At 37.2% G+C, this 26732-nt stretch carries 29 protein-coding genes and 1 other annotated feature; of the genes, 21 read left to right on the forward strand and 8 right to left on the reverse strand.

Translation table 11 applies throughout. The features are described 5' to 3' along the window. Nucleotides 1-2: 2 nt before the first annotated feature. From mvaD to IGL49_RS03185, 4 genes are all read right to left on the reverse strand, one after another. Nucleotides 3-998 (reverse strand): diphosphomevalonate decarboxylase, encoded by a 996-nt coding sequence (gene mvaD, locus IGL49_RS03170; protein WP_104854566.1) that lies wholly within the window; start codon nt 996-998, stop codon nt 3-5. Beyond that, the gene (mvk, locus tag IGL49_RS03175) at nt 998-1942 is read right to left on the reverse strand and encodes a mevalonate kinase (RefSeq protein WP_104854557.1); all 945 of its coding nucleotides are present in this window, start codon (nt 1940-1942) and stop codon (nt 998-1000) included. Before mvk ends, mvaD begins: the two co-directional genes overlap by 1 nt. 269 nt (nt 1943-2211) lie before the next feature. Continuing rightward, on the reverse strand, nt 2212-2847 hold the full coding sequence (locus IGL49_RS03180) for a pentapeptide repeat-containing protein (RefSeq protein WP_104854556.1): 636 nt from the start codon (nt 2845-2847) through the stop codon (nt 2212-2214). After that, complete coding sequence (locus IGL49_RS03185; protein WP_104854555.1) at nt 2844-3917, reverse strand: FUSC family protein; 1074 nt, start codon at nt 3915-3917, stop codon at nt 2844-2846. Before IGL49_RS03185 ends, IGL49_RS03180 begins: the two co-directional genes overlap by 4 nt. A gap of 243 nt (nt 3918-4160) precedes the next feature. On the opposite strand from IGL49_RS03185, the gene opp1A reads away from it, so the two are divergent. Then, complete coding sequence (opp1A, locus tag IGL49_RS03190) at nt 4161-5831, forward strand: oligopeptide ABC transporter substrate-binding protein Opp1A (protein ID WP_010775666.1); 1671 nt, start codon at nt 4161-4163, stop codon at nt 5829-5831. Between the two features lie 78 nt (nt 5832-5909). On the opposite strand, the gene IGL49_RS03195 is transcribed toward opp1A, so the two are convergent. Beyond that, the gene (locus tag IGL49_RS03195; RefSeq protein ID WP_002355784.1) at nt 5910-6260 is read right to left on the reverse strand and encodes a DUF3899 domain-containing protein; all 351 of its coding nucleotides are present in this window, start codon (nt 6258-6260) and stop codon (nt 5910-5912) included. Nucleotides 6261-6350: 90 nt separating this feature from the next. Between IGL49_RS03195 and opp1B the strand changes: the two genes are divergently transcribed. The 8 genes from opp1B (at nt 6351) to rplT (ending at nt 13132) form a co-directional block, all read left to right on the forward strand. Then, nucleotides 6351-7292, forward strand: a complete 942-nt coding sequence (gene opp1B / locus IGL49_RS03200; RefSeq protein WP_002381304.1) for an oligopeptide ABC transporter permease Opp1B — start codon at nt 6351-6353, stop codon at nt 7290-7292. After that, complete coding sequence (gene opp1C, locus IGL49_RS03205) at nt 7292-8344, forward strand: oligopeptide ABC transporter permease Opp1C (RefSeq protein WP_002355787.1); 1053 nt, start codon at nt 7292-7294, stop codon at nt 8342-8344. The genes opp1B and opp1C overlap by 1 nt, the downstream gene beginning before the upstream one ends. A 9-nt stretch (nt 8345-8353) precedes the next feature. Next, nucleotides 8354-9412 (forward strand): oligopeptide ABC transporter ATP-binding protein Opp1D, encoded by a 1059-nt coding sequence (opp1D, locus tag IGL49_RS03210; RefSeq protein WP_002355794.1) that lies wholly within the window; start codon nt 8354-8356, stop codon nt 9410-9412. Beyond that, nucleotides 9412-10368, forward strand: a complete 957-nt coding sequence (gene opp1F, locus IGL49_RS03215; RefSeq protein ID WP_002355795.1) for an oligopeptide ABC transporter ATP-binding protein Opp1F — start codon at nt 9412-9414, stop codon at nt 10366-10368. Before opp1D ends, opp1F begins: the two co-directional genes overlap by 1 nt. Nucleotides 10369-10408: 40 nt before the next feature. Next, the gene (locus IGL49_RS03220; protein WP_104854553.1) at nt 10409-11479 is read left to right on the forward strand and encodes an RNA-guided endonuclease TnpB family protein; all 1071 of its coding nucleotides are present in this window, start codon (nt 10409-10411) and stop codon (nt 11477-11479) included. A 212-nt stretch (nt 11480-11691) separates the two neighbouring features. Beyond that, nucleotides 11692-11822: a sequence feature (ribosomal protein L20 leader region), on the forward strand. Nucleotides 11823-11876: 54 nt separating this feature from the next. Then, nucleotides 11877-12398, forward strand: a complete 522-nt coding sequence (gene infC / locus IGL49_RS03225; RefSeq protein WP_002355797.1) for a translation initiation factor IF-3 — start codon at nt 11877-11879, stop codon at nt 12396-12398. Between the two features lie 113 nt (nt 12399-12511). Next, nucleotides 12512-12712, forward strand: coding sequence for a 50S ribosomal protein L35 (gene rpmI, locus IGL49_RS03230; RefSeq protein ID WP_002355798.1), 201 nt, complete (start codon nt 12512-12514; stop codon nt 12710-12712). A 60-nt stretch (nt 12713-12772) separates the two neighbouring features. Then, complete coding sequence (gene rplT, locus IGL49_RS03235; protein ID WP_002355799.1) at nt 12773-13132, forward strand: 50S ribosomal protein L20; 360 nt, start codon at nt 12773-12775, stop codon at nt 13130-13132. A 47-nt stretch (nt 13133-13179) separates the two neighbouring features. Here the strand turns inward: rplT and IGL49_RS03240 are convergent, their stop codons facing one another. Beyond that, complete coding sequence (locus IGL49_RS03240; RefSeq protein ID WP_164982955.1) at nt 13180-13560, reverse strand: MmcQ/YjbR family DNA-binding protein; 381 nt, start codon at nt 13558-13560, stop codon at nt 13180-13182. A 67-nt stretch (nt 13561-13627) separates the two neighbouring features. Between IGL49_RS03240 and IGL49_RS03245 the strand changes: the two genes are divergently transcribed. From IGL49_RS03245 to IGL49_RS03255, 3 genes are all read left to right on the forward strand, one after another. Next, nucleotides 13628-13987, forward strand: coding sequence for a DUF1304 domain-containing protein (locus tag IGL49_RS03245; RefSeq protein WP_104854550.1), 360 nt, complete (start codon nt 13628-13630; stop codon nt 13985-13987). Nucleotides 13988-14054: 67 nt separating this feature from the next. Beyond that, complete coding sequence (locus IGL49_RS03250; RefSeq protein ID WP_164982956.1) at nt 14055-14549, forward strand: GNAT family N-acetyltransferase; 495 nt, start codon at nt 14055-14057, stop codon at nt 14547-14549. A 17-nt stretch (nt 14550-14566) separates the two neighbouring features. Further along, nucleotides 14567-15082, forward strand: coding sequence for a GrpB family protein (locus IGL49_RS03255; RefSeq protein WP_104854548.1), 516 nt, complete (start codon nt 14567-14569; stop codon nt 15080-15082). Nucleotides 15083-15097: 15 nt separating this feature from the next. Here the strand turns inward: IGL49_RS03255 and IGL49_RS03260 are convergent, their stop codons facing one another. Both IGL49_RS03260 and IGL49_RS03265 read right to left on the reverse strand, forming a co-directional pair. Then, nucleotides 15098-16273 carry a SulP family inorganic anion transporter gene (locus IGL49_RS03260; RefSeq protein ID WP_104854547.1) on the reverse strand — a complete coding sequence of 392 codons (1176 nt, stop codon included), beginning with the start codon at nt 16271-16273 and terminating at the stop codon, nt 15098-15100. 93 nt (nt 16274-16366) lie between these two features. Then, entirely contained in the window at nt 16367-17395 is a 1029-nt protein-coding gene (locus IGL49_RS03265; protein ID WP_104854546.1) for a YeiH family protein, read from the reverse strand. A gap of 112 nt (nt 17396-17507) precedes the next feature. Here IGL49_RS03265 and IGL49_RS03270 point away from each other — a divergent pair, with 112 nt between their 5' ends. The 9 genes from IGL49_RS03270 to IGL49_RS03310 all read left to right on the forward strand — a co-directional run bounded on the left by IGL49_RS03270 (nt 17508) and on the right by IGL49_RS03310 (nt 26702). Beyond that, nucleotides 17508-18338: a LysR family transcriptional regulator gene (locus IGL49_RS03270; protein WP_104854545.1), complete on the forward strand. Its 831-nt coding sequence runs from the start codon at nt 17508-17510 to the stop codon at nt 18336-18338. Between the two features lie 65 nt (nt 18339-18403). Then, nucleotides 18404-19276, forward strand: coding sequence for a VOC family protein (locus IGL49_RS03275; RefSeq protein ID WP_104854544.1), 873 nt, complete (start codon nt 18404-18406; stop codon nt 19274-19276). Nucleotides 19277-19658: 382 nt separating this feature from the next. Further along, nucleotides 19659-19883 carry a hypothetical protein gene (locus IGL49_RS03280; protein ID WP_002355808.1) on the forward strand — a complete coding sequence of 75 codons (225 nt, stop codon included), beginning with the start codon at nt 19659-19661 and terminating at the stop codon, nt 19881-19883. Nucleotides 19884-19971: 88 nt separating this feature from the next. Next, complete coding sequence (sapR, locus tag IGL49_RS03285) at nt 19972-20646, forward strand: two-component system response regulator SapR (protein ID WP_002355809.1); 675 nt, start codon at nt 19972-19974, stop codon at nt 20644-20646. A gap of 13 nt (nt 20647-20659) precedes the next feature. Then, nucleotides 20660-21685, forward strand: a complete 1026-nt coding sequence (gene sapS / locus IGL49_RS03290) for a two-component system sensor histidine kinase SapS (protein ID WP_104854543.1) — start codon at nt 20660-20662, stop codon at nt 21683-21685. 148 nt (nt 21686-21833) lie between these two features. Beyond that, complete coding sequence (locus IGL49_RS03295) at nt 21834-22697, forward strand: GRP family sugar transporter (protein WP_002355811.1); 864 nt, start codon at nt 21834-21836, stop codon at nt 22695-22697. A 40-nt stretch (nt 22698-22737) separates the two neighbouring features. Beyond that, complete coding sequence (locus tag IGL49_RS03300) at nt 22738-24129, forward strand: amino acid permease (protein WP_104854542.1); 1392 nt, start codon at nt 22738-22740, stop codon at nt 24127-24129. A gap of 188 nt (nt 24130-24317) precedes the next feature. Further along, nucleotides 24318-26327, forward strand: coding sequence for a methionine--tRNA ligase (metG, locus tag IGL49_RS03305; RefSeq protein WP_104854541.1), 2010 nt, complete (start codon nt 24318-24320; stop codon nt 26325-26327). A 99-nt stretch (nt 26328-26426) separates the two neighbouring features. Next, nucleotides 26427-26702 carry a hypothetical protein gene (locus IGL49_RS03310; RefSeq protein ID WP_104854540.1) on the forward strand — a complete coding sequence of 92 codons (276 nt, stop codon included), beginning with the start codon at nt 26427-26429 and terminating at the stop codon, nt 26700-26702. The last annotated feature ends 30 nt before the right edge of the window (nt 26703-26732 follow it).

Here is a 26732-nt window from a genome sequence, read left to right on the forward strand (position 1 = left end):
GCTTATTTATCCATTCCTTTCGTTTCAAACAATTCAATTCCGGGACCAGCAAAAGCTGGGACTAACTGCTCTTTTGAAAAATGTTCACTTAAAAATGTTTTTAACGCTTCTAAGTTTTTCTTTTCGACTAAGACCTTGACATTCGGACCTGCATCCATTGTAAAGTAGCAAGGAATTCCTTGCGCCCGTGCTTGGCGAACGAAAGCCATCGCTTGTAAGCTGCCTGGGGACCAGTAAGTAAATGGAGGGACAGCGCCTAAGGTTGTTCCATGCATCCTTAAACCATTGGCTTCAATGATTTCTCCTAAACGAGGAAAGTCTTTTGTTTTAATTGCTTCATGAACTTGTGATAAATCTTTCTCCACATTGTCCAACCAACCTTGATAAAAGCTAGAAGTTTCTACTGTTCGTTTCATTCCATCACGGCTGGAAACATCTTTTTCGCCATCGTTAATTAAGATAAAGAGCATGGCCAATTCGTTTTCCCAATTATTGGCTGGAATATTTTCAGCAAACGACGTTTCATCAGAGTGGCCTTTGTTCCATTGCGCAAAACCACCAAAAATACTACGACAAGCAGAGCCTGAACCACGTCGCGCTAAACGTGATAAGTCTTTTGCTGAAAGATTTAATCCTAAGGCTACGTTACAGGCGCCTGCTAAAGCAGCTAGACCACTCGCTGAAGAAGCTAAACCAGCTGCAGTAGGCACAAAATTTTGACTTTCCACTTTTGCAAACCAAGTACAATTGGCTTGTTGACGAACAAGGTTCAAAAATTCTTTGACTTTTTTTGTTTGTTTTTCGTTTTGCAAGATACCATCTAAAATAAATACATCTTCCGAATAATGGGCATCAAATGTTACAGTTGTTTCTGTGTAAAATGCATCTAATGTTAATGATAAACTACTATTCATTGGTAAAATGTATTCTTCATTGGCTTTTCCCCAATATTTAATCAGAGCAATATTTGTATGCGCTCGTGCTTTTCCTGAAAGCATTACTTTTTCACCTCTAATGATTGAATCCATGTAGCAACAGCTCCATTTTCTTCTAAAGTCTGTGCAATGGTTTGTGCGGTCTTTTTATTATCTGTTAAGGCAATCATACAACCACCGCGACCGCCGCCGGTTAATTTTGCTCCTAGAGCGCCATGTTCTAAAGAGAGAGCCACTAGTCGATCCAGCATATCGTTGCTGACGGTTAATTGCTGGAGTTGCTCTTGCGCTAACGTCATCAGCTGACCTAATTTTTGTTTATCATCTTGTAAAATCGCCTGCTTTGCTTCTTTAGTAAAAGAACCTAATTGTTTCATTGTTTCAGCGATTGCTGTGGGATTATTTTGAGCGAGCTGCGCAATATCTTTCACTGCTTCACGTGTTTGGCCTTTAATTCCCGTATCAGCTACTACTAAGTAGGCATTAGATAAATTCATCGAGAAATGTGTGGGCGGAAATCCTCTAGTAAAAAATAAGGGATCAGCGCCGCTTGTTGCTGCGGCATCGATACCACTTGGATTGCCATGAGCAATTTTCTCACTTAAGGAAACAAGCTCAAACAATTCTTGATATGTATAAGCGTAATCAAAATAATCAAAAAGGCTTCGAACGATGGCCACAGCGGTTGCTGCGCTTGAGCCCATTCCTCGTTCAGCGGGAATCGTACTTGTTAAGGTCAAAGTGCCTTTAAACGTATCTTCCTTTAAAAAGTGTAAGGTTTGCTGAACAACTTTCTTGATATTTGCTAGCTCTGGGGGCACGTCTTCAAGCAATCCTGTAAAATATGCGCAATCAATCTGCATAGTTTCTGCCGGGGTAAAGACGGCTGTAATTTCTGTCGCTTGAAAAGGAAAGGCGATTGCTGGTTCGCCGTAAACAACGGCGTGTTCCCCCATTAAAATGATTTTTCCCGTCGCTTGACCGAGGCCTTGTTTTTTTATATTCATTCACTGACATTCCTTTTGAGTAGAATCGAGTATAGGACAAAAGACGTTCTTGGATTAGAAGAACGTTTGTCATAATCTCTTCATGATTTATAGGAAATGATTCCAAAAGTTTCTCTTGTTCCAAAAAAAGAGATTGCTTAACCTAAGATAGTTTACCTAAAAATAAGGCACAAGTAAAATGGTTCCGTTGGTTTTTCCAAAAAATTAATAACAATTTAATAAGAAAGAACCGACAGAACCAGTTATTCGACTATTTTTTTAAAATTTTCTTAGGTAATCACCAAGCCAAGGGCACTTGCCAAATAAATGGCTTGTTCCGGGGTGACTTTGAGACCTGATAAATAGTTTGGTGAGAAAGTCAAGCGTTCAAAGGTGTTTTGGGAAAAATCCAATCCTTTTAAAGAAGTATTCAGCCAATTACTTTCGGTCAAATCGCAAGCTTCTAGAAGGAGTTTCTTCCAAGTGACCTCGAAAAATTCACTTTCGACTAAACGAGTCTGATTAAAGTGAACAAGATTAAAATTTGCAAAACGAAAAGAAGCATAATCGGCTTTGCAATCCTCAAACAGACAATCTTTTAAATAGCTATCTGCAAAATTCGTTCCTGTCAAATTGCAACGAAGGAAAGTCACTCGATGAAAACTGCCAGACAGCCATTCGATATTAGAAAAATCGCAAGCTTCAAAACGCACATTACTACAATCAAAAGAAGCAAATTGGCCATTTGCTAATGAAAGATGATCGAAAACAGCATCCCGAAAGACTAAGTTACGAACTTCTTGATTCGATAAATCAATCTGTTGATACAAATGATTTTCTAAGATGGCCTCATCTTCTAATTGACAGTTCGTTAATAGAGGAAGTTGTTCTGGCAGATTTGGTGGCAAGGGATAAGTTATTTTCATAAAACGCCTCTTTCTTCTCGTTGATTTTCAAAGGTTTCATCAATTGAGTAGGCCCGATTATAGAAACGTAGCGCAGTTGTGAAAACATAAGCGCCGGCAAAACCAAGTAAACTGCCTAACACAATCCCGACTAATCGATAGTTTAAAAGATTACTAATGACTTGCTGCCGTGCAAGATTTGATAATAATAAGGACATCGGGGTAATAAAAAAGCTGGCAATCGCATAGTTTCTGTTAATGAATCCTTCAAAAGCTGCATATAGAATACTAATGATACCGATTGTTTGTAAAGGTGTAAAGGGAATCATTAATAAAATTGCAGAAAGCAACAAACCGAGACTCGTGCCCAGAATCCGTTGAACATTTCGCTGCATCACAGAATGTAAATTTTCCCCTTGTAAAATGGCTGCGCAAGTAAATGTCATCCAATAGGCGTTGACTAAGTGAAGCGATTGACTTAAATAAGCCGCTAAAAATAAAATAGCCGCATAATGCAAAGCGTCTAATAAAGAAGCGGGATCGATATAAAGACGTTCTTGCAGGGACATCCGTTTTTGAAAAACGTACGGGCGCTTGTCGATAAAATGAAGCACTATGCCCATGATAATGCCGGTTACTACTCCTAAAAGAACAAAACTGGCCATGATGGGAATCTTATGTAAAGGAAAATTGTTGCTCGTTCCCATTGCGGTTGACATGATAACTAACAAAGCACCAGGCTTTTCAATGCCATACAATCTAAAAAGTAAGCGTGCAAGAAAAGCCACGATAGCAATCGTAATGGGAATCAACCAAGGAACATGGTGGCTCAGCATTCCTAAGCTGTTGCCCAGAACGATAAAAAAGCCTACAATATTCAGTCTGCGCAACAATTGGGGCAAAGGAAGCGGCTGATAATAAATAAACGTATAAATGCCCATCGAGCCGAAGGTCCCAATGAGTAAATTATTGGAAAAATAACCAATTAATAATGGAATTGCCATACAAATTGCGACACCAACTAACCGAAATAATTCGTCATTTGCTTTATCAATAGCAAACAAATCCTTTAAAAACGTAGAATTTTTCATATTTTGTCACTCCTTTAGTTCCTAATTTACCATAATGTTTAGAAAACTGACAAAAGAATTGCAATAAAAGAGAGGAAGAAAAAGAGTGGTTTCTGATAGTAAGAGAAGAAAAATTAAAAAAAGTTAACATTTTGACTTGCAATTTTAATATGAAAAATGTAAGATATATTCCATAGCAATAAATAATTATTAAATTCTGATTTTTCAGAAAATACAGATTGTATTATTTTAGGAGGCAACACTATGAAATTGAAAAAGTCATTAACATTCGGTGTGATTACATTATTTAGCGTGACAACTTTAGCAGCTTGTGGAGGCGGCGGAACGTCAGATAGCTCAAGCGCATCTGGTGGCGGCAAGGCAAGTGGCGAACAAGTTTTACGTGTCACAGAACAACAAGAAATGCCAACAGCTGATTTATCACTAGCAACAGACAGAATTAGTTTTATTGCATTAAATAATGTATATGAAGGAATTTATCGTTTAGACAAAGATAACAAAGTCCAACCTGCAGGTGCAGCGGAAAAAGCAGAAGTTTCTGAAGATGGACTAACATACAAAATTAAATTAAATAAAGATGCAAAATGGTCAGACGGTAAACCAGTGACTGCGAATGACTATGTTTATGGATGGCAACGAACAGTTGATCCAGCGACAGCTTCTGAATATGCTTATCTGTATGCCTCTGTAAAAAATGGTGATGCCATTGCTAAAGGGGAAAAAGATAAATCAGAATTAGGAATTAAAGCAGTCAGTGATACAGAATTAGAAATAACTTTAGAAAAAGCAACACCGTACTTTGATTACTTATTAGCTTTCCCATCATTCTTCCCACAACGTCAAGATATTGTGGAAAAATATGGTAAAAATTATGCATCAAACAGCGAAAGTGCTGTCTACAATGGTCCATTCGTCTTAGACGGCTTTGATGGTCCTGGGACAGATACAAAATGGTCATTCAAGAAAAACGATCAATATTGGGATAAAGACACAGTAAAACTGGATTCAGTAGATGTGAATGTTGTTAAAGAATCTCCAACCGCGTTGAACTTGTTCCAAGATGGACAAACAGACGATGTCGTTCTTTCTGGTGAATTAGCGCAACAAATGGCCAATGACCCAGCTTTTGTTAGTCAAAAAGAAGCATCAACACAATATATGGAACTAAATCAACGTGATGAAAAATCACCATTTAGAAATGCAAACTTACGTAAAGCAATTTCTTACTCAATCGACCGTAAAGCGTTAGTTGAATCAATCTTAGGGGATGGTTCTATCGAGCCGAACGGTTTAGTACCAGCAGATATGGCAAAAGACCCAAGTGGCGGTAAAGACTTTGCTAAAGAAGCAGGTAGTCAAATTGAATATGATACGAAAAAAGCTAAAGAATACTGGGAAAAAGCGAAAAAAGAATTGGGTATTTCAACCTTAACAATGGATATTCTTTCTTCAGATGCAGATTCTTCTAAGAAAACAGTTGAATTTGTTCAAGGGTCAATTCAAGATGCTTTAGATGGTGTGAAGGTAACGGTTAGTCCAGTTCCATTCTCTGTTCGTTTAGATCGTTCAAACAAAGGCGACTTTGATGCAGTAATTGGTGGTTGGAGTGCTGACTATGCTGATCCAAGTAGTTTCTTAGACTTATTTGCTTCAGATAACTCATATAACCGTGGACGTTATAACAATCCAGAGTTTGACAAGTTTGTGAAAGCAGCAAGTAGCGCAGATGCGACAAATCCTGAAAAACGTTGGGATGATATGTTAAATGCAGAGAAAACGATTATGGGAGACATGGGTGTTGTACCATTATTCCAAAAATCAGAAGCGCATTTACGTGCTGAAAAAGTCAAAGATGTCGCAGTTCATCCAGCTGGCGCAACGTATGACTACAAATGGGCATACATTTCAGAATAACCTGACAAAAGATCGATAGCAAACAAAAAAGGACCTTTGCCATGGAATAAAAGGCAACGGTCCTCTTGCTATCTTGTCTTAGACCAAGTAAAATAGTAGAAAGCCTAAAGACAGAATCAGTAAGATGCCCCCAGTTTTTAGCCAGAAAGAGCGATGTGCATCGCCAATGACTGAAAGCGGGATAAACTCTTTCGGTTCATTTTTCTTTTTAAAACGAAACGCGTTCTTCATTGAGCGCTGAAAGTTATCGAAAAAGCCAGAGGACATAATCCATAAAGCAATGCCGATAATTAAAAAGAAAAGCGAAACGATAAAGAAGGTATCTGATAATGAGGAGGTAGTGATAGGTTCCTTACTTATTAATAAGTAAAGAAAAATGCCGATACTGGAAATAACGGCTGTAATAATTGGCCATTTAAAAGTTTTCATGTGTTCACCCTATCTATTATTGTGGTCTATCTAGTCATTACTTTAACGAAAATAACTGAGGAAGTCAAAAAAATCTCGGAGGTGTCATTATTGAATAGTTTTGGAAAATATTTTCTTAAACGGATCTTTTTCATGATTATCACTTTGTGGTTAATCGCAACGATTACGTTTTTCTTAATGCAATTATTACCAGGTACGCCTTATACCAACCAAGAAAAACTTAGTCCAGAAACAATCGCTATGTTGAATAAACAATCTGGCTTAGATAAACCAGTGATTGTTCAATACGGAATTTACTTAAAGAACCTAGTAACTGGGGACTTTGGTATTTCATTCCAATTTAAAAACCAACCTGTTGCTAAGTTATTAGCTGGTCGAATTGGGCCATCCCTTCAACTGGGAGGACAAGCGATTATCTTTGGTACGTTAGTCGGTATTTTATTGGGGATTATCGCAGCGATGCGTCAAAATACTTGGGTAGATACGTTGGCAACATTGTTAGCCATTTTAGGTCGTTCTATTCCAAACTTTGTTTTCGCGGTATTATTACAATACATTTTTGCAATGAAATTAAGAATCTTACCAATTGCTATGTGGAATGGTTTTGCCTACACAATTTTACCAACTATTGCCTTGGCAATGAGTCCAATGGCGGATTCGGCTAGGTTTATCCGAACCGAGATGGTAGAGGTCTTGCATAGTGATTATGTCGAATTAGCCAAAGCAAAAGGCTTGAGTCGCTGGCAAGTTGCATTCCGCCACGGGTTAAGAAACAGTTTAATTCCATTGATTACCTTATTAGGACCTTTAGCCGTTGGTTTAATGACAGGTTCTTTAGTAGTAGAAAATATTTTTGCCATCCCTGGAATTGGGGAACAGTTTGTAAAATCAATTATGACAAACGACTATCCAACAATTATGGCAGTAACTATTTTGTATTCAACAATGTTAGTTGTTGTAATTCTGATTGTTGACTTACTTTATGGTTTAATTGATCCAAGAATTCGCGTATCAGGAGGTGCAAAAGGCTAATGGAAACAGTCAATAAAAATAATCTACCACAAGCGATTAAAGATATTCCGGCAGATGAGTTTCAGCCTCTAAACACTTCAACTCTAAAAGAAAGAGAGCGTATTGCCACACCGTCTTTAAGTTTCTTACAAGACTCATGGCGTCGTTTGAAAAAGAATAAAGCTGCAGTTATCTCAATGAGTTTCTTAGCAGTTATTATCTTTATCTCTATTATTACCATTTGGGTTTCACCACATAACCCAACGAAACAAAATGTTTCTTACATTAACTTACCACCACGAATTCCTGGCTTGGAAAGCGTGAATGGTTTAAATGGTAAAACAACAGTTGCTGGTCAATTAGTTGATAAATATGCACAAGCAAACGTTCCAGATAACGTAAACTTTTATCTAGGAACAGATGGTTTAGGTCGTGATGTCCTAAGTCGTTTATTTATGGGAACACGTATTTCCTTATTAATTGCGTTTATCGCGGCAATTCTAGATATTACGATTGGGGTAACGTATGGACTGATTTCCGGGTTAGTCGGCGGTCGTGTCGATACAGTAATGCAACGTATTTTAGAAGTTCTTTCTGGTATTCCTAACTTAGTTGTTATGATCTTGATGCTAACAGTCTTTGATCCAGGGATTGTTTCGATTGTTTTAGCCATGGTTATTACAAACTGGATATCAATGGCCAGGATTGTGCGAGCCCAGACCATGAAACTAAAAGACCAAGAGTTTGTCATGGCAGCAGAAACATTGGGCGAATCTCGTTGGAAAATTGCTATTAAACATATTTTACCGAATATCTCAAGTGTCATTATTGTCCAAATGATGTTCAGTATCCCATCGGCAATTTTCTTTGAAGCGTTCCTAAGTTTTATTGGGTTAGGCTTACGTCCACCAACCGCATCTTTAGGAACCTTGTTAAACGAAGGATACAAAACTTTCCGTTTCCTTCCATATTTAATGTGGATTCCAGCGGCAACACTTTCAGTTATCATGATTTGTTTCAACTTGTTAGCTGATGGTTTACGTGACGCATTTGATCCTAAGATGAAAGAGTAAGAGTGGTGAATGACTATGGAAAAAGTATTAGAAGTTAAAGACTTAAGAATCTCCTTTGATACATTTGCAGGTAAAGTCAACGCCATTCGTGGTGTGAGTTTTGATCTTTATAAAGGTGAAACGTTAGCCATCGTAGGTGAATCAGGGAGTGGTAAATCTGTTACAACTCGCAGTATTATGCGTTTGTTGAGCAGTAATGCCAATATTGATAACGGGGAAATTTTGTTTAAAGGGCAAGATATTGTTCATAAAACAGAAAAACAAATGCAAGCCATTCGTGGTAAAGAAATCGCAATGATTTTCCAAGATCCGATGACTTCATTAGACCCAACGATGCCAATTGGCAAACAAGTGGCGGAATCATTAATCAAACATAATAAAGTCTCAAAAAAAGAAGGCTTAGCGCAAGCATTAGAATTACTAAAATTAGTCGGCATTCCTAATGCTGAAAAACGTTTGAAAAACTATCCGCACCAATTTTCTGGTGGGCAACGTCAACGGATTGTCATTGCAATTGCTTTAATTTGTTATCCAGAAGTTCTAATTGCAGATGAACCAACTACAGCGTTGGATGTAACCATCCAAGCACAAATTTTAGAGTTATTAAAAGACTTACAAGAAAAAATTAGCACTTCAATTATTTTCATTACCCATGATTTAGGGGTAGTAGCGAACGTGGCTGACCGTGTTGCTGTCATGTACGGTGGACGTTTGGTTGAAGTCGGAACAGCAGAAGAAATTTTCTATAATCCACAACATCCATATACTTGGGGACTTTTAGGGTCAATGCCAACGATGGAAGGAACAGAAGACAAACTTTATGCGATTCCAGGTTCACCGCCAGATTTATTAGATCCACCAACTGGAGATGCCTTCTATCCACGGAATGAGTTTGCTTTAAAAATTGATACAGAAAAAGAACCACCTTATTTTGAAGTATCACCGACACACAAAGCAGCAACGTGGTTATTAGCACCACAAGCACCAAAAGTTACGCCTCCAGCAGAGATTGTTCGTCGTTGGGCAATTTATGCAGAGCGTCAAAAAAATCCAGGAGGTAGTAATTAATGGCAGAAGAGAAAAAAGTCCTATTAGAAGTCACTGGTTTGAAACAGTATTTCAATGTTGGTCGTAAAGACGAAGTAAAAGCCATTGATGACATTAGTTTTCATATTTATGAAGGCGAAACCTTTGGATTAGTTGGCGAATCAGGAAGTGGAAAATCAACAACTGGTCGCAGTGTCATTCGTTTATATGATCCAACTGCTGGTGAAATTCTTTTCGATGGAAAAGACATTAGCAAAATTAAATCAAAAGCGGACATGCAAGCATTCCGCCGCGATGTTCAAATGATCTTCCAAGATCCATATGCTTCATTGAATCCAAGAATGAAAGTCAATGATATTATTGCTGAAGGAATCGATGTCAATGGATTGGCTAAAACACCAAAAGAGCGGGAAGAAAAAGTCAATGAACTTTTAAAAACGGTAGGATTAAATCCAAGTCACAGTACGCGTTATCCTCATGAGTTTTCTGGTGGTCAACGTCAACGGATTGGGATTGCTCGGGCTTTAGCGGTTAATCCACGTTTTATTATCTGTGATGAGCCGATTTCGGCTTTGGATGTGTCGATTCAAGCCCAAGTAGTAAACTTATTACAAGATTTACAAAAAGAGCAAGGCTTAACTTATTTGTTTATTGCACATGACTTATCGATGGTAAAACATATCAGTGACCGAATTGGCGTAATGCACAGTGGGAAATTATTGGAAATGGGCACAAGTGATGATGTCTATAATTTCGGCGTTCATCCTTATACAGAAAGTTTGCTTTCTGCGATTCCATTACCAGATCCAGACTATGAACGCACACGTAAACGGATTGTTTACCAACCTGCAGCGGCAGATGGGAAAGATCGTGAGCTCCGTGAAATTCTCAATGGACACTATGTTTATTGTGCTGAAGACGAAGTTGCAATGTACCGTGAAAAAATTGAAGAGAAGAAAAGAAAAGCTGGTTTATAACCAGCTTCTTTTCTAACTATCTGGGTAGGGTGGTTATGAGATGAAGGTTCTGAAAGCTTATAAATACAGACTTTATCCAACCTCAAAACAAGAAGAGTTTATTCAAAAAACATTTTCTTGTGTTCGCTTGGTGTATAATTTAATGTTACAAGATCGGATTGATCTCTACAAAGAGATGCGAAAAAATCCTCAACAAACGTTTAAAATGCCAACGCCAGCTAAATATAAGAAACAATATCCTGTCCTCAGAGAAGTTGATAGTTTAGCCTTGGCAAATGCACAAGTTTATTTGGATCGCGCCTTTAAAAATTTTTATCGGGAAAAAGGGATGGGCTTTCCAAAAAAGAAAAAGAAAGAAACGGTACATTCCTACACTACGAACAATCAACATGGCACGGTCAAAATTTTGGATAATCGTTATTTGAAAGTACCTAAATTGAAATCTTTAATTAAAATGAAGGTACATCGCCAACCGCTGGGGGAGATAAAATCTGTAACTATTTCTATGAGTGCTAGTCACAATTATTACGTTTCCGTTTTGTGTGAAGCACCGATTGAAACAAAAACAAAGCAACAAAAAATGGTCGGAATTTGTAGCAGTAGGGAAAAATTTGCGCTGCTTTCGAATGGTGAAAGCTTCGAAAAAAGCTATTGTTCAAAGCATTTAAAGCAAAAACTACGTCAAGAAGAACGAAAATTAAACAAGCGTAAAATGATTGCTTTGGAAAAAGGTATCGACCTTTCGCAAGCAAAAAATTATCAAAAACAAAAAATAAAAGTTGCAAAAATTCGCGAAAAAATAGCCAACCAACGAACGGATATTTTAAACAAAATTACAACGGAATTGGTTTCAAGTTACGATGTTATTTGTATTGAAAAAGCCCATCACAGTAATGAGCGGCCGCCAAAACATGACCGTTCTGAACTAGCTTGGTCCTTATTCTTAGCTAAATTGTTGTATAAAGCACAATGGTATGGCAAAGAACTCATTTGTATTGAGTCAGAGGAGATAGAAACAAATTTGTCTTTTTCTAAAAGTACAGAAAATTCAGAGTATCTTAGAAGCCAAAAAATCTTAGAAAGTGGCTTGTCTAAACGAGAAACCTTATAAATAGAAGAACTGTAGGGACTACAGGGATCGCCTAGGGGATAGAAAATGCACACCATGTGTTGAACCATTTGTTTCTAGGAAGTCACATTGGGACAGTCCACTAATTATTAATGATCAAAATACGAGTTCAAACGAATCTAGTGCTAGATTCGTTTTTTTTGAGGAAATATATTGACAACTAGGATAAACTAAGGTAAACTAGTGAAGTTGAGAAATGAAAGCAGAAGCACCCGCTTCTCGCCTTAGTTGAGTATATCGCTGGGCTAGATAAAGTATTCCTTATTTTTTAAGTAAGGCAGACTGTTGGCGGGTTCTGGATAGGAACCTGTTTTTTTATTGCGTTTAGCAAACAAAGCAGACTTCCGTTAGGATTTTCTCTTAAAAATTTTGGAGGTGAATGACCATAGCAAAGGATATGATGGTTAACGACGGCATTCGTGCACGCGAGTTACGTTTGATCGGACAAGATGGTGAACAATTAGGTGTAAAAACCAAAGCAGAAGCATTACAAATCGCTGAATCTGCAAACTTGGATTTAGTACTTGTAGCGCCAGGAGCGAAACCACCAGTTGCGCGAATTATGGATTATGGAAAATTCCGTTTCGAACAACAAAAGAAAGAGCGTGAAGCTCGCAAGAAACAAAAAGTGATCAACGTCAAAGAAGTTCGTTTAAGTCCAACAATTGACGTAAATGACTTCAATACAAAACTTCGTAATGCGCGTAAGTTCTTAGAAAAAGGAGACAAAGTGAAAGCTTCTATCCGTTTCAAAGGCCGTGCCATTACCCACAAAGAGATTGGTCAGAAAGTTCTTGATCGCTTAGCTGAAGAAACTGCGGACATCGCCACAGTGGAACAAAAAGCGAAAATGGACGGACGCAGCATGTTTCTAACGCTGGCACCGAAAAACGACAAGTAAACGAAGAGACCGAGCATTCGGACTTTTGGTAATTTCTACAAGAAGGATATTCGACAGTTGTGACTGTTAGAGTCTTTCACTTGAAGCAAAGATTTTGAGGAGGAAAATTAGTCATGCCAAAACAAAAAACACACCGTGGATTAGCAAAACGTGTAAAACGTACTGGTGGAGGCGGCTTAAAACGTGGCCGTGCCTTTACATCTCACCGTTTCCACGGTAAAACTAAAAAACAACGCCGTCAATTGCGTAAAGCAAGCATGGTTGCAAAAGGCGATTACAAACGTATCCGCCAACAATTAGCAAGAATGAAATAAAACAACTCGGTGACTTTTAGATTACCGTCAAGAGAAACAAGATATTAGGAGGAATTCAACATGGCACGTGTTAAAGGTGGAACAGTAACCCGTAAACGTCGTAAAAAAGTCCTTAAGTTAGCGAAAGGCTACTACGGATCAAAACATACTTTATTTAAATCAGCAAAAGAACAAGTAATGAACTCTTATTACTATGCATTCAGAGACCGTCGTCAAAAGAAACGTGACTTCCGTAAATTATGGATTGCACGTATCAACGCGGCAGCTCGCATGAATGGCTTAAGCTATTCTAAATTAATGCACGGTTTGAAATTGGCAGAGATTGATATCAACCGCAAAATGTTAGCTGACTTAGCCGTTAACGATGCAGCAGCATTTACAGCGTTAGCTGAACAAGCAAAAGACGCTTTAAGTAAATAAGCTTAAACAATCTTTCACACCCTACTCATTGAGTAGGGTGTTTTTTTTTAATAACTCCGTTGGTAACTTTCATCTATAAATGAAAAAACTTGTGAGAGCGGAATTTCTTCAGAAAGACTTAACCAATGTTCTTTGTTCATATGATAGGCAGGAAAATAGCCAGGTTGAGTCTTTAATAAGGCAACCAGTTCAGGCGCGAGTTTAACGGTTAAAATAGTGAGTTGCTTATTCTCGGTAGCGCCGAGCAGTTGTGCATCCAGTGGCATGATTAAAGCAAACCATTTCGCATTTCTGGGATGACGAAAGACGAGATAGTCTGGGTGTTTTTTAAAAGGAAAATCGGGCGTTATCTGATAACGTTCTTGGATATAGGCGCTAATGGTTTCTTGAAAAGTCATAGGTTTCTTCCTTTCGTTAAGGCTAGGCATATCTATTTACATCATAGCAAAAATTACATAAAATTACTTCGTTCAAAGGAATGGGAGGAGGGAATTTATGACATTAATTTCAACAATTTTAGTAACCTTGGTGGCTGTAGAATTTTTCTACATTATGTATTTAGAAACGATTGTACCAACTTCTGAGACAACAAGCCGTGTTTTTAAAATGGATAAGCAAGAGTTACAAAGAAAATCAGTGACTACATTGTTTAAAAATCAAGGAATCTATAATGGACTAATCGGTGCAGGACTTATTTATAGTGTCTATTTTGCACAAGCAACGATGGAGATGACCAAATTTTTATTGATTTATATTATTTTAGTGGCTGCGTACGGTAGCTTAACAAGTGATAAAAAAATTATTTTAACACAAGGCGGTTTAGCCATTTTGGCTTTGCTTAGTTTACTCGTTTAGCTATCAGAGTTAATAGAGAGAAACAGTCAAATTGACAGAAAAAACACTGTTGATTTGACTGTTTTTTATGGAATTGAGAGAGAAAAAATATGGTATACTTTGTTTATTAGAGAGGGAGGAATTAAAAATGCTGAGCCAAAAAGAAGTGAAAAAAACCGATTATTCTCAATTAATTTCTCTATGGCGTTCTTCAGTAGAAGCTACCCATTTATTTTTGAGTCAGGAAGATATTGATAAAATCGAATTGGTTTTACCTGATTATTTTCAACAAGTTCAATTAAGCATGTGGTTAAATGAAGAACAGAAATGTGTGGGCTTTAGTGGAACAAATCAACAAACGTTGGAAATGTTATTTATTGACCCAGTCTATTTTCGTAAAGGCTATGGTGGAGAAATTATCCAAAAGTTAATAGAGCAAGAATCAATTATCTTTGTCGATGCCAATAAACAAAATGAAAGGGCAGTAAAGTTTTATCAATCTCAAGGGTTTCAAGTCATTGGTGAATCTAAGGAAGATTCTGAAGGAAATCCGTTCCCTATCTTACATATGAAACGGATATAGAAAAGAGGGAAGAAATCATGCGAGTAATCGTTACAGAATACCAACCAGCATGGGTGGAACAGTTCGAAGAAGAAGCCCAAGTATTGAAACAGATTCTAAAGGAAAATTGTCTTAAAGTTGAACATATCGGTAGCACATCTGTGTCTAATTTAGCAGCTAAACCAATTATTGATTTTTTGGTCATTGTTGAAGAAATTGAAAAAGTAGACCTGTTACAAGGAGAATTTGAAAGATTCGGTTATGAATATATGGGGGAATTTGGGCTATCAGGACGTCGTTATTTACGAAAAGGCCCGATAAAAAGAACACATCATGTGCATATTTATCAGTTTGACAATACGCAAGAAATTTTGCGCCATCTTGCTTTTCGGAATTATTTACGAGAAAATCCGGCAATTGCTAAAACCTATGGCACATTAAAAAAGCAATTGGCCCAAGCGCACCCCGATAGCATTGATAAATATATGGATGGCAAAGATGCGTTCATTAAGAAAATAGAAAAAGAAGCGTTGAAGAAATATTGGGAAAAATAAAAAAAGTTGCTAAAGTTAGCAACTTTTTTTTGGTTCTTTTTTGAAAAAATGATAAAGAAGACCACTTAAAAGAACACCTAGAATAATTCCAATCGCTAAATTATGCGTATAGACGATCACACCCACTGTCACGAGTAAAATAACAATTTCAGTAATTTCAAAAGTTTGGAAAAGCTGTAAACTTTCCCAATCAAAGGTGTCAACTGCCACCGTCATCATGATCCCAATCAATGCAGCTGTGGGAATGGCTACCATTACGGATTTAAAAACAAAAATGAATAAAAGGAGGGTAATGCCTGAAATCAAAGTAGAAAGCCGTTTTCGTCCCCCAGATTTAACATTAATGACCGCTTGCCCAATCATCGCACAGCCAGCTTGACCACCAAAAAAGCCGGTAATTATATTAGCGAGTCCTTGCGCCTTAACTTCTCGTTGGCTATCACTTTTGCTTGCTGTCATTTTGTCCACAATGGGGACCGTCAATAAAGATTCAATTAACCCGACCATTGCTAAGGCAACAGAGCTAGGTAAAATAATCCACAACGTTTCTAAGTCGACGGGTACATTAGGCCAACGGATAGCTGGCTGAAACTGACTCATTTCGCCAAGATCACCCACCGTTTGCAAATGACCTTTTAAAAAATAGGACAGGATAGTCATGAATAAAATAACAATTAAAGCAGGAGGCACAATCGTAATAAACTTAGGTAAGAGATAAATAAGTAAGATACTACAGATAATCATGCCGTAGGACCACAGCGTTTGATGAGGCAATTGCTGTACTTGCGCCATGAAAATTAAAATAGCTAACGCATTGACGAATCCGTACATCACTGTCTTGGGAATAAAGCGCATCAATTTATGGATACCTAAATAACCTAAAATAAATTGCAGAAAGCCTGTTAAAATAGTCGCAGCAAGCATGTATGACAAACCATGTGCTTGAATTAGGCTTGCAAGGACTAAGGCCATTGAACCAGCAGACGCCGAAACCATTGCCGGACGGCCGCCCGTAAAAGTAATCACAAGTAAAGTAACTGCTGAAGCAAACACTGCAGAAAGCGGGTGAACCCCAGCGATAATCGCAAACCCGATTACTTCTGGTAAAATGGCGACAGAAGAAACGAGACCCGCAAATAGATCATTTCGTTCATTGCCTAACCATTCGCTTTTTTTAATACTAAATAACATCGAAAAACTCCTTTAAGTTAATAAAACCTTATTTATAATAGCATGAATAAGCTGAAATAAAAAAGTTTGACGTGTTAACGTCAAACTTTTTTATTAGAACTGTAACAGTGCCAACAACAAAATGGCTAGGACGACTTGAACAGTTCCTACTGATAAACCATAGATTAAGAAACGTTTGCCTTCTTGGAAAAACTTTTTAAAATCGAGTCGTAACCCAATTGCTGCCAAGGCAGTAATTTCAAACCAAGAACTAAAGAAATGAGCAGTCTCGCTGATCACGTCGGGGAAATGAATCAAACTATTAAAGACACAGGCAATGAAAAAGCCAACTACATACCAAGGTAGGGCGCTACTTTTTTTGGTGACTTCTACCAATTCAGCCTCTGATTCTGCCGTCTTACTTTGCTTGAAACGTCCAAATAAATAGACAACTGCTACGAGTAGGACAATCCGCATAATTTTAAAGAGCATCGCAAGTTGAACTGCGTTCTCATTGACCATATTGGCACTGGCGACAACCTGACCAACTGATTGTAAAGTCCCTCCGATTAGTGCGCTACGAGCCAACAAATTGGTACCATAGAGAATCCCACTTAAAATGGGTAAGGTCAACATTAAAACGGTTCCTAATAAGTTTACTAAAGTAATGATTTGGCCTTTTTCTTCCTCATCTGCTTGAATTGCTGGAGCAATCGAAGCAATAGCAGAAGACCCACAAACGGCATTACCACCAGCCATCAATAAAGACATATTATCAGAAAAAGCCAGTTTTTTACCGATCAAATAGGCAAAAATAATGGTCAGCGACATTTGAATGAGAATAAATGCGACACCTTGTAAGCCAATTTGGGCAATCGTTTGAAAGGTCACGGTGGTTCCCAATAAAACAACAGAAAATTCTAGTAATTTACTTTCGGCTACTTTGGTTCCACGATTTAAATTGGCACCGCGAACAAAGGTATTTCCCAAAAAGATTCCTAGTAAAATAGCTATCGTTGCGGCGCCTAAGCTAGGTAACCAGATGGCAAGAAACTTGCTAAGGCAGGCGACAAGGAAAGCTGTTAGCAAGCCGGGAAGAATTTGGAATAAAGATTGGATATAATCATTTTCTGAATTTTTCATTGAAAAAATCTCTCTTTCTTGTTCATTACTTCCAGTATAACGAAATTTTTTACATTTGAGAAATAAATAGTTAAAATAATATTTATAATAGAAAGTTATCGAAAGGATACCTATGTTTAAATTATTAAAGACTTTTCAAATTGTGTATGAGCAAATGAACTTTTCCAAAGCAGCTGCCTGCTTATATATCTCACAACCAGCCGTTTCTAATCAAATCAAACAATTAGAAGAAGAATTAGGCTGTTCATTGTTTTTAAGAAATGGTCGACAAGATGTGGTCCCTACTAGACAAGCAGAAGTCTTATATCATCGTTTGCTAAATTTAGCTGATGATTGGCAAGAAACATTAACAGCTCTTCATCAGGCGAGATTACCTAAAGAAACTTGCCGAATTGCTGCGTCTAATACTTTTGCAGTTTATTATTTGCCAGAACTAATGCAGCATTTACAGACACAGTATGCAACGATCAATTTTGTTTTAGAAATGAATAATTCAGAAGAAGTAGTGGAAAAAGTTGAAAAACATCAAGTTGATTTTGGCTTTATCGAAAAACCATTAATTACGAAAGGCGCATCTCGTGAAGAAATTATTCAGGATCAATTGGTTTTAGCTGGGGACCCTGCCAATCAGAATTGGTTGGTACGTGAAAAGGATTCTGGGGTCTTTCATTATACCCAACAGTATTTAGAAGAAAGTAATCAAAGCCCAACACTCATGACAATTAAAAATAATGAAATGATTGTTAAAATGTTGGAACTGGGCATGGGGCAATCGTTGCTTTCAAGAAAGGCGATTACTGAAAAAATTCCCTTCCAAACGTTAGGTGAAAAGTACTGGCGTTCCTTTTATTTTTTGACACGAGGACATTTAAAATCCTCCTTGCTTCAAGAAGTAAAACAAGCAATTTATCGATTCTATCAGACGGAAATGACTAAATACTAAAACGTTCTCTTTGTTTATTTATCAATCTTTGACTACACTAAAAGAAAACGAAGGAGGGAACCACAATGCCTAAATTTTCACCTTGTTTATGGTTTGACACACAAGCGGAAGAAGCTGCTAACTTCTATACAACAATCTTTGAAAAGGGTGCGATTCTAAGTAAAACGAACTACGTTAATGAGGAGCACCAACCTCAAGGAACATCATTAATGACCATTGAATTTACCTTGGCGAACCAAACAATCATTGGTTTAAATGGCGGACCAGAATTTTCCTTTACGCCAGCTAGTTCATTTTTTGTTGAATGTAAAACATTATCACAAACAGAAACGTTGTGGAAAAATTTGACAGCAGATGGACAGATATTGATGCCTTTTGGTGAATATCCTTTTAGTCCTTTATATGGTTGGGTAATGGACAAATTTGGTGTTTCTTGGCAATTGTCTTTTTCAGGAAAAGAGCAAACAATTGTACCAACCTTTATGTTTGCAAATGAAAAATATGGCGAAGCAGCCAAAGCTCTATCAGAATGGATCGCGATTTTCGGTCCAGGCGAAATAATTGAAAAAGTTGAATATGAAGATGGGAACATTGCGCAAGTACTTTTCACATTACAGGAGCAACCGTTTCGAGTAATGGATGCACGCGATAAACATGACTTTGATTTTACCGTGGCTTTCTCCATTTATATTGATTGTGAGAATCAAGAGGAAATAGATCGGCTATGGCAACAAGTGACTGTTAAAGGGAAAGAATGGCCGTGTGGCTGGATGGAAGATCAATTTGGGGTCAGTTGGCAAACAGGCAATGCTGAACTGAAACGTTATTTATCTGACTCAAATCCAGCTAGAGCAAATGAAGTGACCAAAAAATTGTACCAAATGAAAAAAATAGATTTAAACCAGTTAAAAGAAGTGTATGACAAATATAATCATTAGAAAAACTGAGGTTGTCTGATACACTACACTTCGTTTCATTGGTCTCAATTTCTATGCATAAAACATACTAGAGTTGCAGGACTTGTCTTTTAAGGATCAAGACCTGCAACTCTTAAAAGTGGTTGAGATTGGGGTGTAACGGAGTTGATAAGTAGCAGCAGCGAATCACTACGTTTCTCGTGGTTCTAATCAATGTCGGCTGCTTGTTTTCTCGCCAGAGGCTTATCACAGTTTTATCCTGCGAGTTTCGAAGAGGCTATTTCTATTCCATTGTTTATCTTAAGGGTTAGGACGCTGCCGATTTTTTTATAAGATTATGCTATAATTAAGAGTAGCAAATTATTGAAGGAAAAATGAAAAGTCCAAAATAGGAAGTGGTAAAATGATTGAGTTAATTGTGTTGTTAACAGTTTTTACTTATGGAACAAACTTTGTTTTATATCTTATTTTGAAAAATAAAAAGTCCATGCCAATTGTCGAAAAAGCTTCTATTGTATTAGGAATTAATATGTCTGTGTTATTATTAGATGGTATTTTTGCTTTCGTTGGTAAATTCATCATGTTATCAGAATGGGAATTATTAGCGCCTATTTTTGAAATAGTGTAAAAATCATCATAAAGTCCTATATCCAAAAAGAATGAAGTTTGTTAGGATAAGAAAGATGAAAATTTAGAGATAAAAGAGGTGGGATTGCATGGCTAAAATTATGATTGTCGAAGATGAAACAACCATTCGAGAATTAATTAGCGAGGAATTACAAAAATGGCAATTTGAAACGATTGGAACAACCGATTTTAATGATGTATTGGATGATTTTCAAGAGGAGAATCCCCAATTAGTCTTGATGGATATTAATTTACCTGTGTATGATGGGTACTATTGGTGTCAAAAAATTCGTGAAGTTTCTAAAGTACCAATTATTTTTATTTCGAGTCGTAGTACCAATATGGATATGATTATGGCGATGAACATGGGCGCGGATGATTTTGTTACAAAACCGTTCCAGATAGATGTTTTAATTGCTAAAATCAATGCTTTGTTGCGCCGCTCTTATAACTATTCCGATACGGATAGTGAAGTGCTTTCACATAATGGCATTACTTTAAATGTGGACAATGGACGAATGGAAATCAAAGGCGAAATGATCGATTTAAGTAAAAATGAATACCGATTACTGTATCTTTTAATGAAAAAGCACGGAAAAATTTTAACACGTGAAAAACTATTGCGCGCTTTATGGGACGATGAACGTTTTGTGGATGACAATACGTTGACGGTAAATATCAATCGTTTAAGAAAAAAAATTGAGCAAGCAGGGATTGCTGGCTATATTGAAACCAAAGTCGGCGTCGGTTATATGGTGCCCTAGATAGGAGTAGACAATGACCATTCTAAAGTATTTAAAAGATCGCTGGTTATTACTAATTGGTTGGTTATTTTTTCTGTTCTTAACTTGTTTTATTTTATGGTTGGCTCCTAATGTCCGCTTAGATTGGACAGTGGTTGGCTATATCTTTTTACTGCAATGTGTTTTTTTATCGCTATTTTTAACAATTGATTATTATTTAAAACGTAAATGGTGGCTTTCGTTGGCAACGGAAAAAGAGCCGCCTTCTTTACAAGAGTATTTGAATACAGCAGAAAAAGAAGAAGAACTACTTGTCCAAACGTATATTAACGGTTTATTGCAAGAGCACCAACAAACTATGCAGCAAGCAATTAACAACCAACAGGACCAAAAAGATTACATTGACTCTTGGGTCCATGAAATTAAAGTTCCCTTAGCGGCTATCACCTTACTGGTACAATCTGTCGAAGATGATATTCCAGAGAAAAAATATTATCTATTGGAAAATGAGTTAGGGAAAATTGATGAATATGTCGAGCAAGTCCTATATTATGCTAGACTGGATAGTTTTTCTCGAGATTATTTACTCCAAGAATATTCTTTAAAAGAAATTGTGCAATCTGTTGTTCGTACGCAAGCAAATTATTTTATCCAAAAAAGATTGCAATTCTCAATTGAAGGGGAAGATGAAGCGGTTTTAACCGACCGAAAATGGGTCATTTTTATTTTCCGCCAATTATTAAGTAATGCAGTCAAATATACGCCAGAAGGTGGCTCGATTACGGTCCTAATTTCCAAAAATAAACAAGGTGTTTATTTATCTTTAAAAGATTCTGGAATTGGCATTCCGACGCAAGATCAACGACGCATTTTTGATAAAGGATTTACTGGTGAAAACGGGCGAAAAAGTGAACAGCATTCGACTGGTCTAGGCCTGTATTTAGCCCATAGCTTAGCGAAAAAGTTAGGTCATGATTTAACAGTCGAATCGACAGAGGGGCAAGGGACAACGATGACATTGTTTTTCCCATCCCTTAGTTATTATAATGAAGTGAAATAAAAAGTAGGTCTATCAGCAAATTTAAGAGATGATAGGCCCTTTTTTAATTTATTAAAACTTTCTTGCTAACTTCTCTTACTCTTCTTAGTTGTTTAGAAAACGTTTTTATTGTTAGAATGAAATGAAATAAATTTGTTAGGAGAATATTATGAGTTTACTTATCGCTTTAGTGCCCATGATTGCATGGGGCAGTATTGGTTTAGTCAGCGGTAAAATTGGTGGAAGCGCCAATCAACAAACGTTAGGTATGACAATCGGCGCATTACTATTTTCAATTGTTGTCTTTTTTGTCATCCAGCCTACGTTGACGACAGCCACATTAATTGTTGGATTTATATCTGGCTTATTCTGGAGTTTGGGACAGAATCAACAATTTCATAGCATGAAATATATGGGCGTTTCCGTTGGTTTACCAATTTCAACTGGGATGCAGTTAGTTGTTAATACCGTTGCAGGGGCTGTTTTTTTCCATGAATGGACGAAAACAAAAGACTTTGTTGTGGGCTTTATCGCTTTAGCCTTTTTAGTTTTTGGAGTGTATTTAACAGCTCGACAAGATGATGACAGCCAACCGAAAACCTCAAATAGTATGTTAGATTTTAATAAAGGGATTCGGGCGTTGATTTTCTCAACAGTTGGGTATGGTGTCTATACCATCATTATTAATGCCACTGGTTTAGATCCGTGGGGAATTATCTTACCACAAAGTATTGGTATGTTGGTGGGGGCCAGTTTCTTTGCCTTCAAAAAAGTCAAAGTTGATCGTTTTGTTTGGATGAATATGACGACGGGGCTGCTTTGGGGCTTAGGAAATATTTGTATGTTATTAACCATGCGTGAAATTGGCTTAGCTATTAGCTTCTCTTTATCACAAATGGGGATTATTATTTCGACTCTTGGGGGCATCTTCCTTTTAGGCGAAAGAAAATCAAAAAAAGAAATGTTTTATGTTATTTTTGGTTGCATTTTTGTTATTCTAGGTGGTATCCTTTTAGGGTATATGAAAGCGTAAATAGTTTATTTACGCTTATTTTTTTTACGGGGGTAAACACATGTCTATTTTCAGAAAAAAAGAAATCACTGTGCCTGTCAATGACAGTGGTGGGATGAAAAAAAATCTTAAGACGATGGACTTAATTTTTCTAGGAATTGGGGCTGTAGTAGGAACAGGGATTTTTGTTGTAACAGGTGTCGCAGCGGAACGCTATGCAGGTCCAGGGCTCGTCTTATCATTTCTGGTAGCAGCAGCCGCGATTATTCTATCTGGTTTATGTTATGCAGAATTTGCATCACGTATTCCGGTCATTGGCGGGCCGTATGCCTACATGTATGTGGTCTTTGGAGAAATTGTGGCTTGGATGACTGGTTGGATGATTATTTGTGAGTTTTTCTTGGCGGTTTCATCCGTTGCTTCAGGTTGGTCAGGCTATGTCCATGGCTTTTTGGATAGCTTAGGTTTTTCTTTGCCGCAAGCGTTAAGTGGCGCTTATAATCCAACAAATGGTACATATATTGATTTGATTGCCATGTTGGTCGTTGTAGCCGTAACTTTTTGGGTATCCTTAGAAGCGAAAACAGCGTTACGTTTAAATAACTTAATGGTTTTCGTGAAGTTTGGGATTATTTTATTATTTGTTCTCGTTGGGATCTTTTATGTAAAACCAACGAACTGGCAACCGTTTATTCCTTATGGTTTTTCAGGCGTTTTCAGTGGCGCTGCTTTAGTTTTCTTTGCCTTTTTAGGGTTTGATGCAGTCAGCATGGCAGCGGAGGAAGTGAAGAATCCGAAAAAAGATATTCCAAAAGGGATTATTGGTTCCATTATTATTTCAACATTGTTATATATTGTTGTTACGTTAGTTTTAACTGGGATTGTTCCATTTACGGATTTAGGGGTCAAAGATCCGGTGGCTTTTGCGATGCGTTTCATTAATCATGGCGCAATTGCGACAATCATTTCAGTTGGCGCTATTTTAACCTTATTAACAGTGACGATTGCGATGATGTACAGTTTAGCCCGTGTGATTTATGCGATTAGTAAAGATGGATTATTGCCACAGTTTATGAGCAAAATCGATGAGAAGCGGCACACACCTAAGAATGCAACCTATGTAGCTGGATTTTTAGCAATGGTTTTTGCTGGGATTGTTCCAATGGAGATGTTGGCTGAACTTACAAATATCGTGACACTCTTTTATTTGATGTTTCTCGCTTTCGGAATTATCAAATTACGAACAATGAAAGGAGAACCGCAAGCAGGTGAATTTAAAGTACCACTCGTGCCGGTTCTACCATTAATTTCAATCGTGGTTTGTGCAGCCCTGATGTTCCAATTGTCTTTAGCTACTTGGCAAGTATTTGGCGTAGCCGTAGTGATTGGTTTGGCTATTTATTTCTTTTATGGTCGACATCATAGTATCGCTCGTTTCGAGACAAAAGAATAAAAATGAACGAAAAAATGAGAGGAATGCTTGTCAAATAGACAGGTGTTTCTCTCTTTTCTTTCTGGCATTTTCTTCATTTTCAAAAGAAAACCGACAAGAAATATAGTTTAATAATGTCTAATTATGGTATACTGTTTAGGAGTAAATCCTGAGGGTTTAGGAAAATGACTAAAGGAGGTTTTTTCTGTATGTCACAGAAAGAAACATTTTATATTACCACCCCAATTTATTACCCAAGTGGGAAGTTACATATTGGGAATTCATATACAACAATCGCCTGCGATGCAATGGCCCGTTACAAGCGTTTAATGGGTTTTGATGTATTCTATTTAACAGGTGTGGATGAACATGGCCAAAAAATTGAAAAAAAAGCTGCTGAGTTGAATGTGACACCAAAAGAGTACGTTGATAAAATGGCAGCAGATGTTCAAAAATTATGGAAAACATTAGATATCAGCTATGATAAATTTATTCGGACAACGGATGATTATCACATGGCAGCCGTGCAACAAATTTTTGATCGTTTAGTAGAACAAGGAGATATCTACCTTGGAGAATATGAAGGTTGGTATTCAGTTTCGGATGAAGAATTTTTCACTGAAACACAATTAGCTGAAGTATATCGTGACGACGAAGGCAATGTGATTGGTGGGAAAGCACCAAGTGGTCACGAAGTTGAATTAGTTAAAGAAGAATCCTATTTCTTCCGCATGAGTAAATATGCGGATCGCTTGGTAGAATATTACGAAGAACATCCAGAATTTATTCAACCAGAATCTCGTAAAAATGAGATGCTAAATAACTTCATCAAACCGGGATTAGAAGATTTAGCCGTTTCAAGAACGACTTTTTCTTGGGGAATTCCATTAAAAAATGATCCAAAACATGTGGTTTACGTATGGATTGATGCGTTGTCAAACTATATTACAGCACTAGGTTACGGCTCAGAAGATGATTCATTATTCCAAAAATATTGGCCTGCGAACGTACAAATGGTTGGGAAAGAAATCGTACGTTTCCATACGATTTATTGGCCAATTATGTTAATGGCTTTAGATTTACCATTACCGAAAAAAGTCTTTGGACATGGTTGGTTATTGATGAAAGACGGAAAAATGTCTAAATCTAAAGGAAATGTTGTCTATCCTGAAATGTTAGTAGAACGCTACGGTCTAGATGCGTTACGTTATTATTTATTACGAGCAATTCCATTTGGTAGTGATGGCGTCTTTACACCAGAAGATTTCGTTTCTCGCTTAAATTATGATTTAGCTAATGACTTAGGAAACTTGTTGAATCGAACAATTGCGATGATTAATAAATATTGTGATGGCAAAGTACCAGCTTATGCTTCAAAAGTTACCCCATTTGATAGTGAACTATCGACAACTGCGGCTAATGTTATTGGAAAATATCATGAAGCAATGGAAAAAATGGAATTTAACACGGCTATTGCAGAAATCTGGACGCTGGTTTCTCGTGCAAATAAATATATTGATGAAACAGCGCCTTGGGTATTGGCTAAAGAAGAAGAGAAACGCAATGAATTAGAAAGTGTCATGATCCATTTAGCGGAAAGCTTACGAATTGTGGCAATCTTATTGCAACCAGTCATGACAGAAACACCAGGGAAAATTTTCGAACAATTAGGCTTAGATCCAGAAACAATGAACATGGAAAATATTCATTTTGGTGAGTTCCCAACAGACGTAACAGTAACAAGTAAAGGAACACCTATTTTCCCACGTTTAGAAATTGAAACAGAAGTGACGTATATTCAAAAGAAAATGTCCCAAAGCGAAAGTGCCACAGAAGAGGATATTAAATGGAATCCAGAAGAAACAACGTTGGTTTCAACGAAAGAAAAACAAATTAAGTACGATGATTTCGATAAAGTGGAATTAAAAGTTGCCGAAGTTATTGACTGTAAAAAAGTCAAAGGAGCAGATAAATTATTGCAATTCCGTTTAGATGCTGGGGATGAAAACCATCGTCAAATTCTTTCAGGTATTGCTGAATTTTATCCAGATCCAGCTGCGCTAATTGGTAAAAAAGTAGTCATTGTGGCTAACTTAAAACCAAGAAAAATGCGTGGTCAAATTAGCCAAGGAATGATTCTTTCAGCTGAATCACTAGAAGGTAAACTTCAAATTGTTGAAGCACCAAAAGAAATGCCAAATGGTGCAGGAATCGCGTAAAAGTATAAGTGTGAAAGATAAAAGGTGAATTGTAACCTTTTATCTTTCACACTTTTTTTGTATACTAGAAGAAAAGTGATTTGATGTGGGGGAAGTTTGATGGCTTATCATAAATTTAAGTTTTATGAGCAACGAAAAAATGATCCTAAATGGCGTCCGTATTATTTAGAAGCTATGAGAGTAAGGGAACAAGCACGGCTAACAGTTCAACGTAGAAAAAGAAGGGCAAGAATTAGAACCTTTTTAGTGGTTGCGCTACTGGTTATTTTAGTTTTTCTGTTATTGGCTCATTGGACATATTCACAAACAAGTGAACTCTCTTTCTCCAGTTTTATCGACGTCCTAAAATCGAAAATCAACGAATTTTTCAATTAAAAGAATCGAAGAAAAGCCTAGAAAAAATTA

Source organism: Enterococcus sp. DIV1337a, assembly GCF_051712285.1.
Lineage (GTDB): Bacteria > Bacillota > Bacilli > Lactobacillales > Enterococcaceae > Enterococcus > Enterococcus faecalis.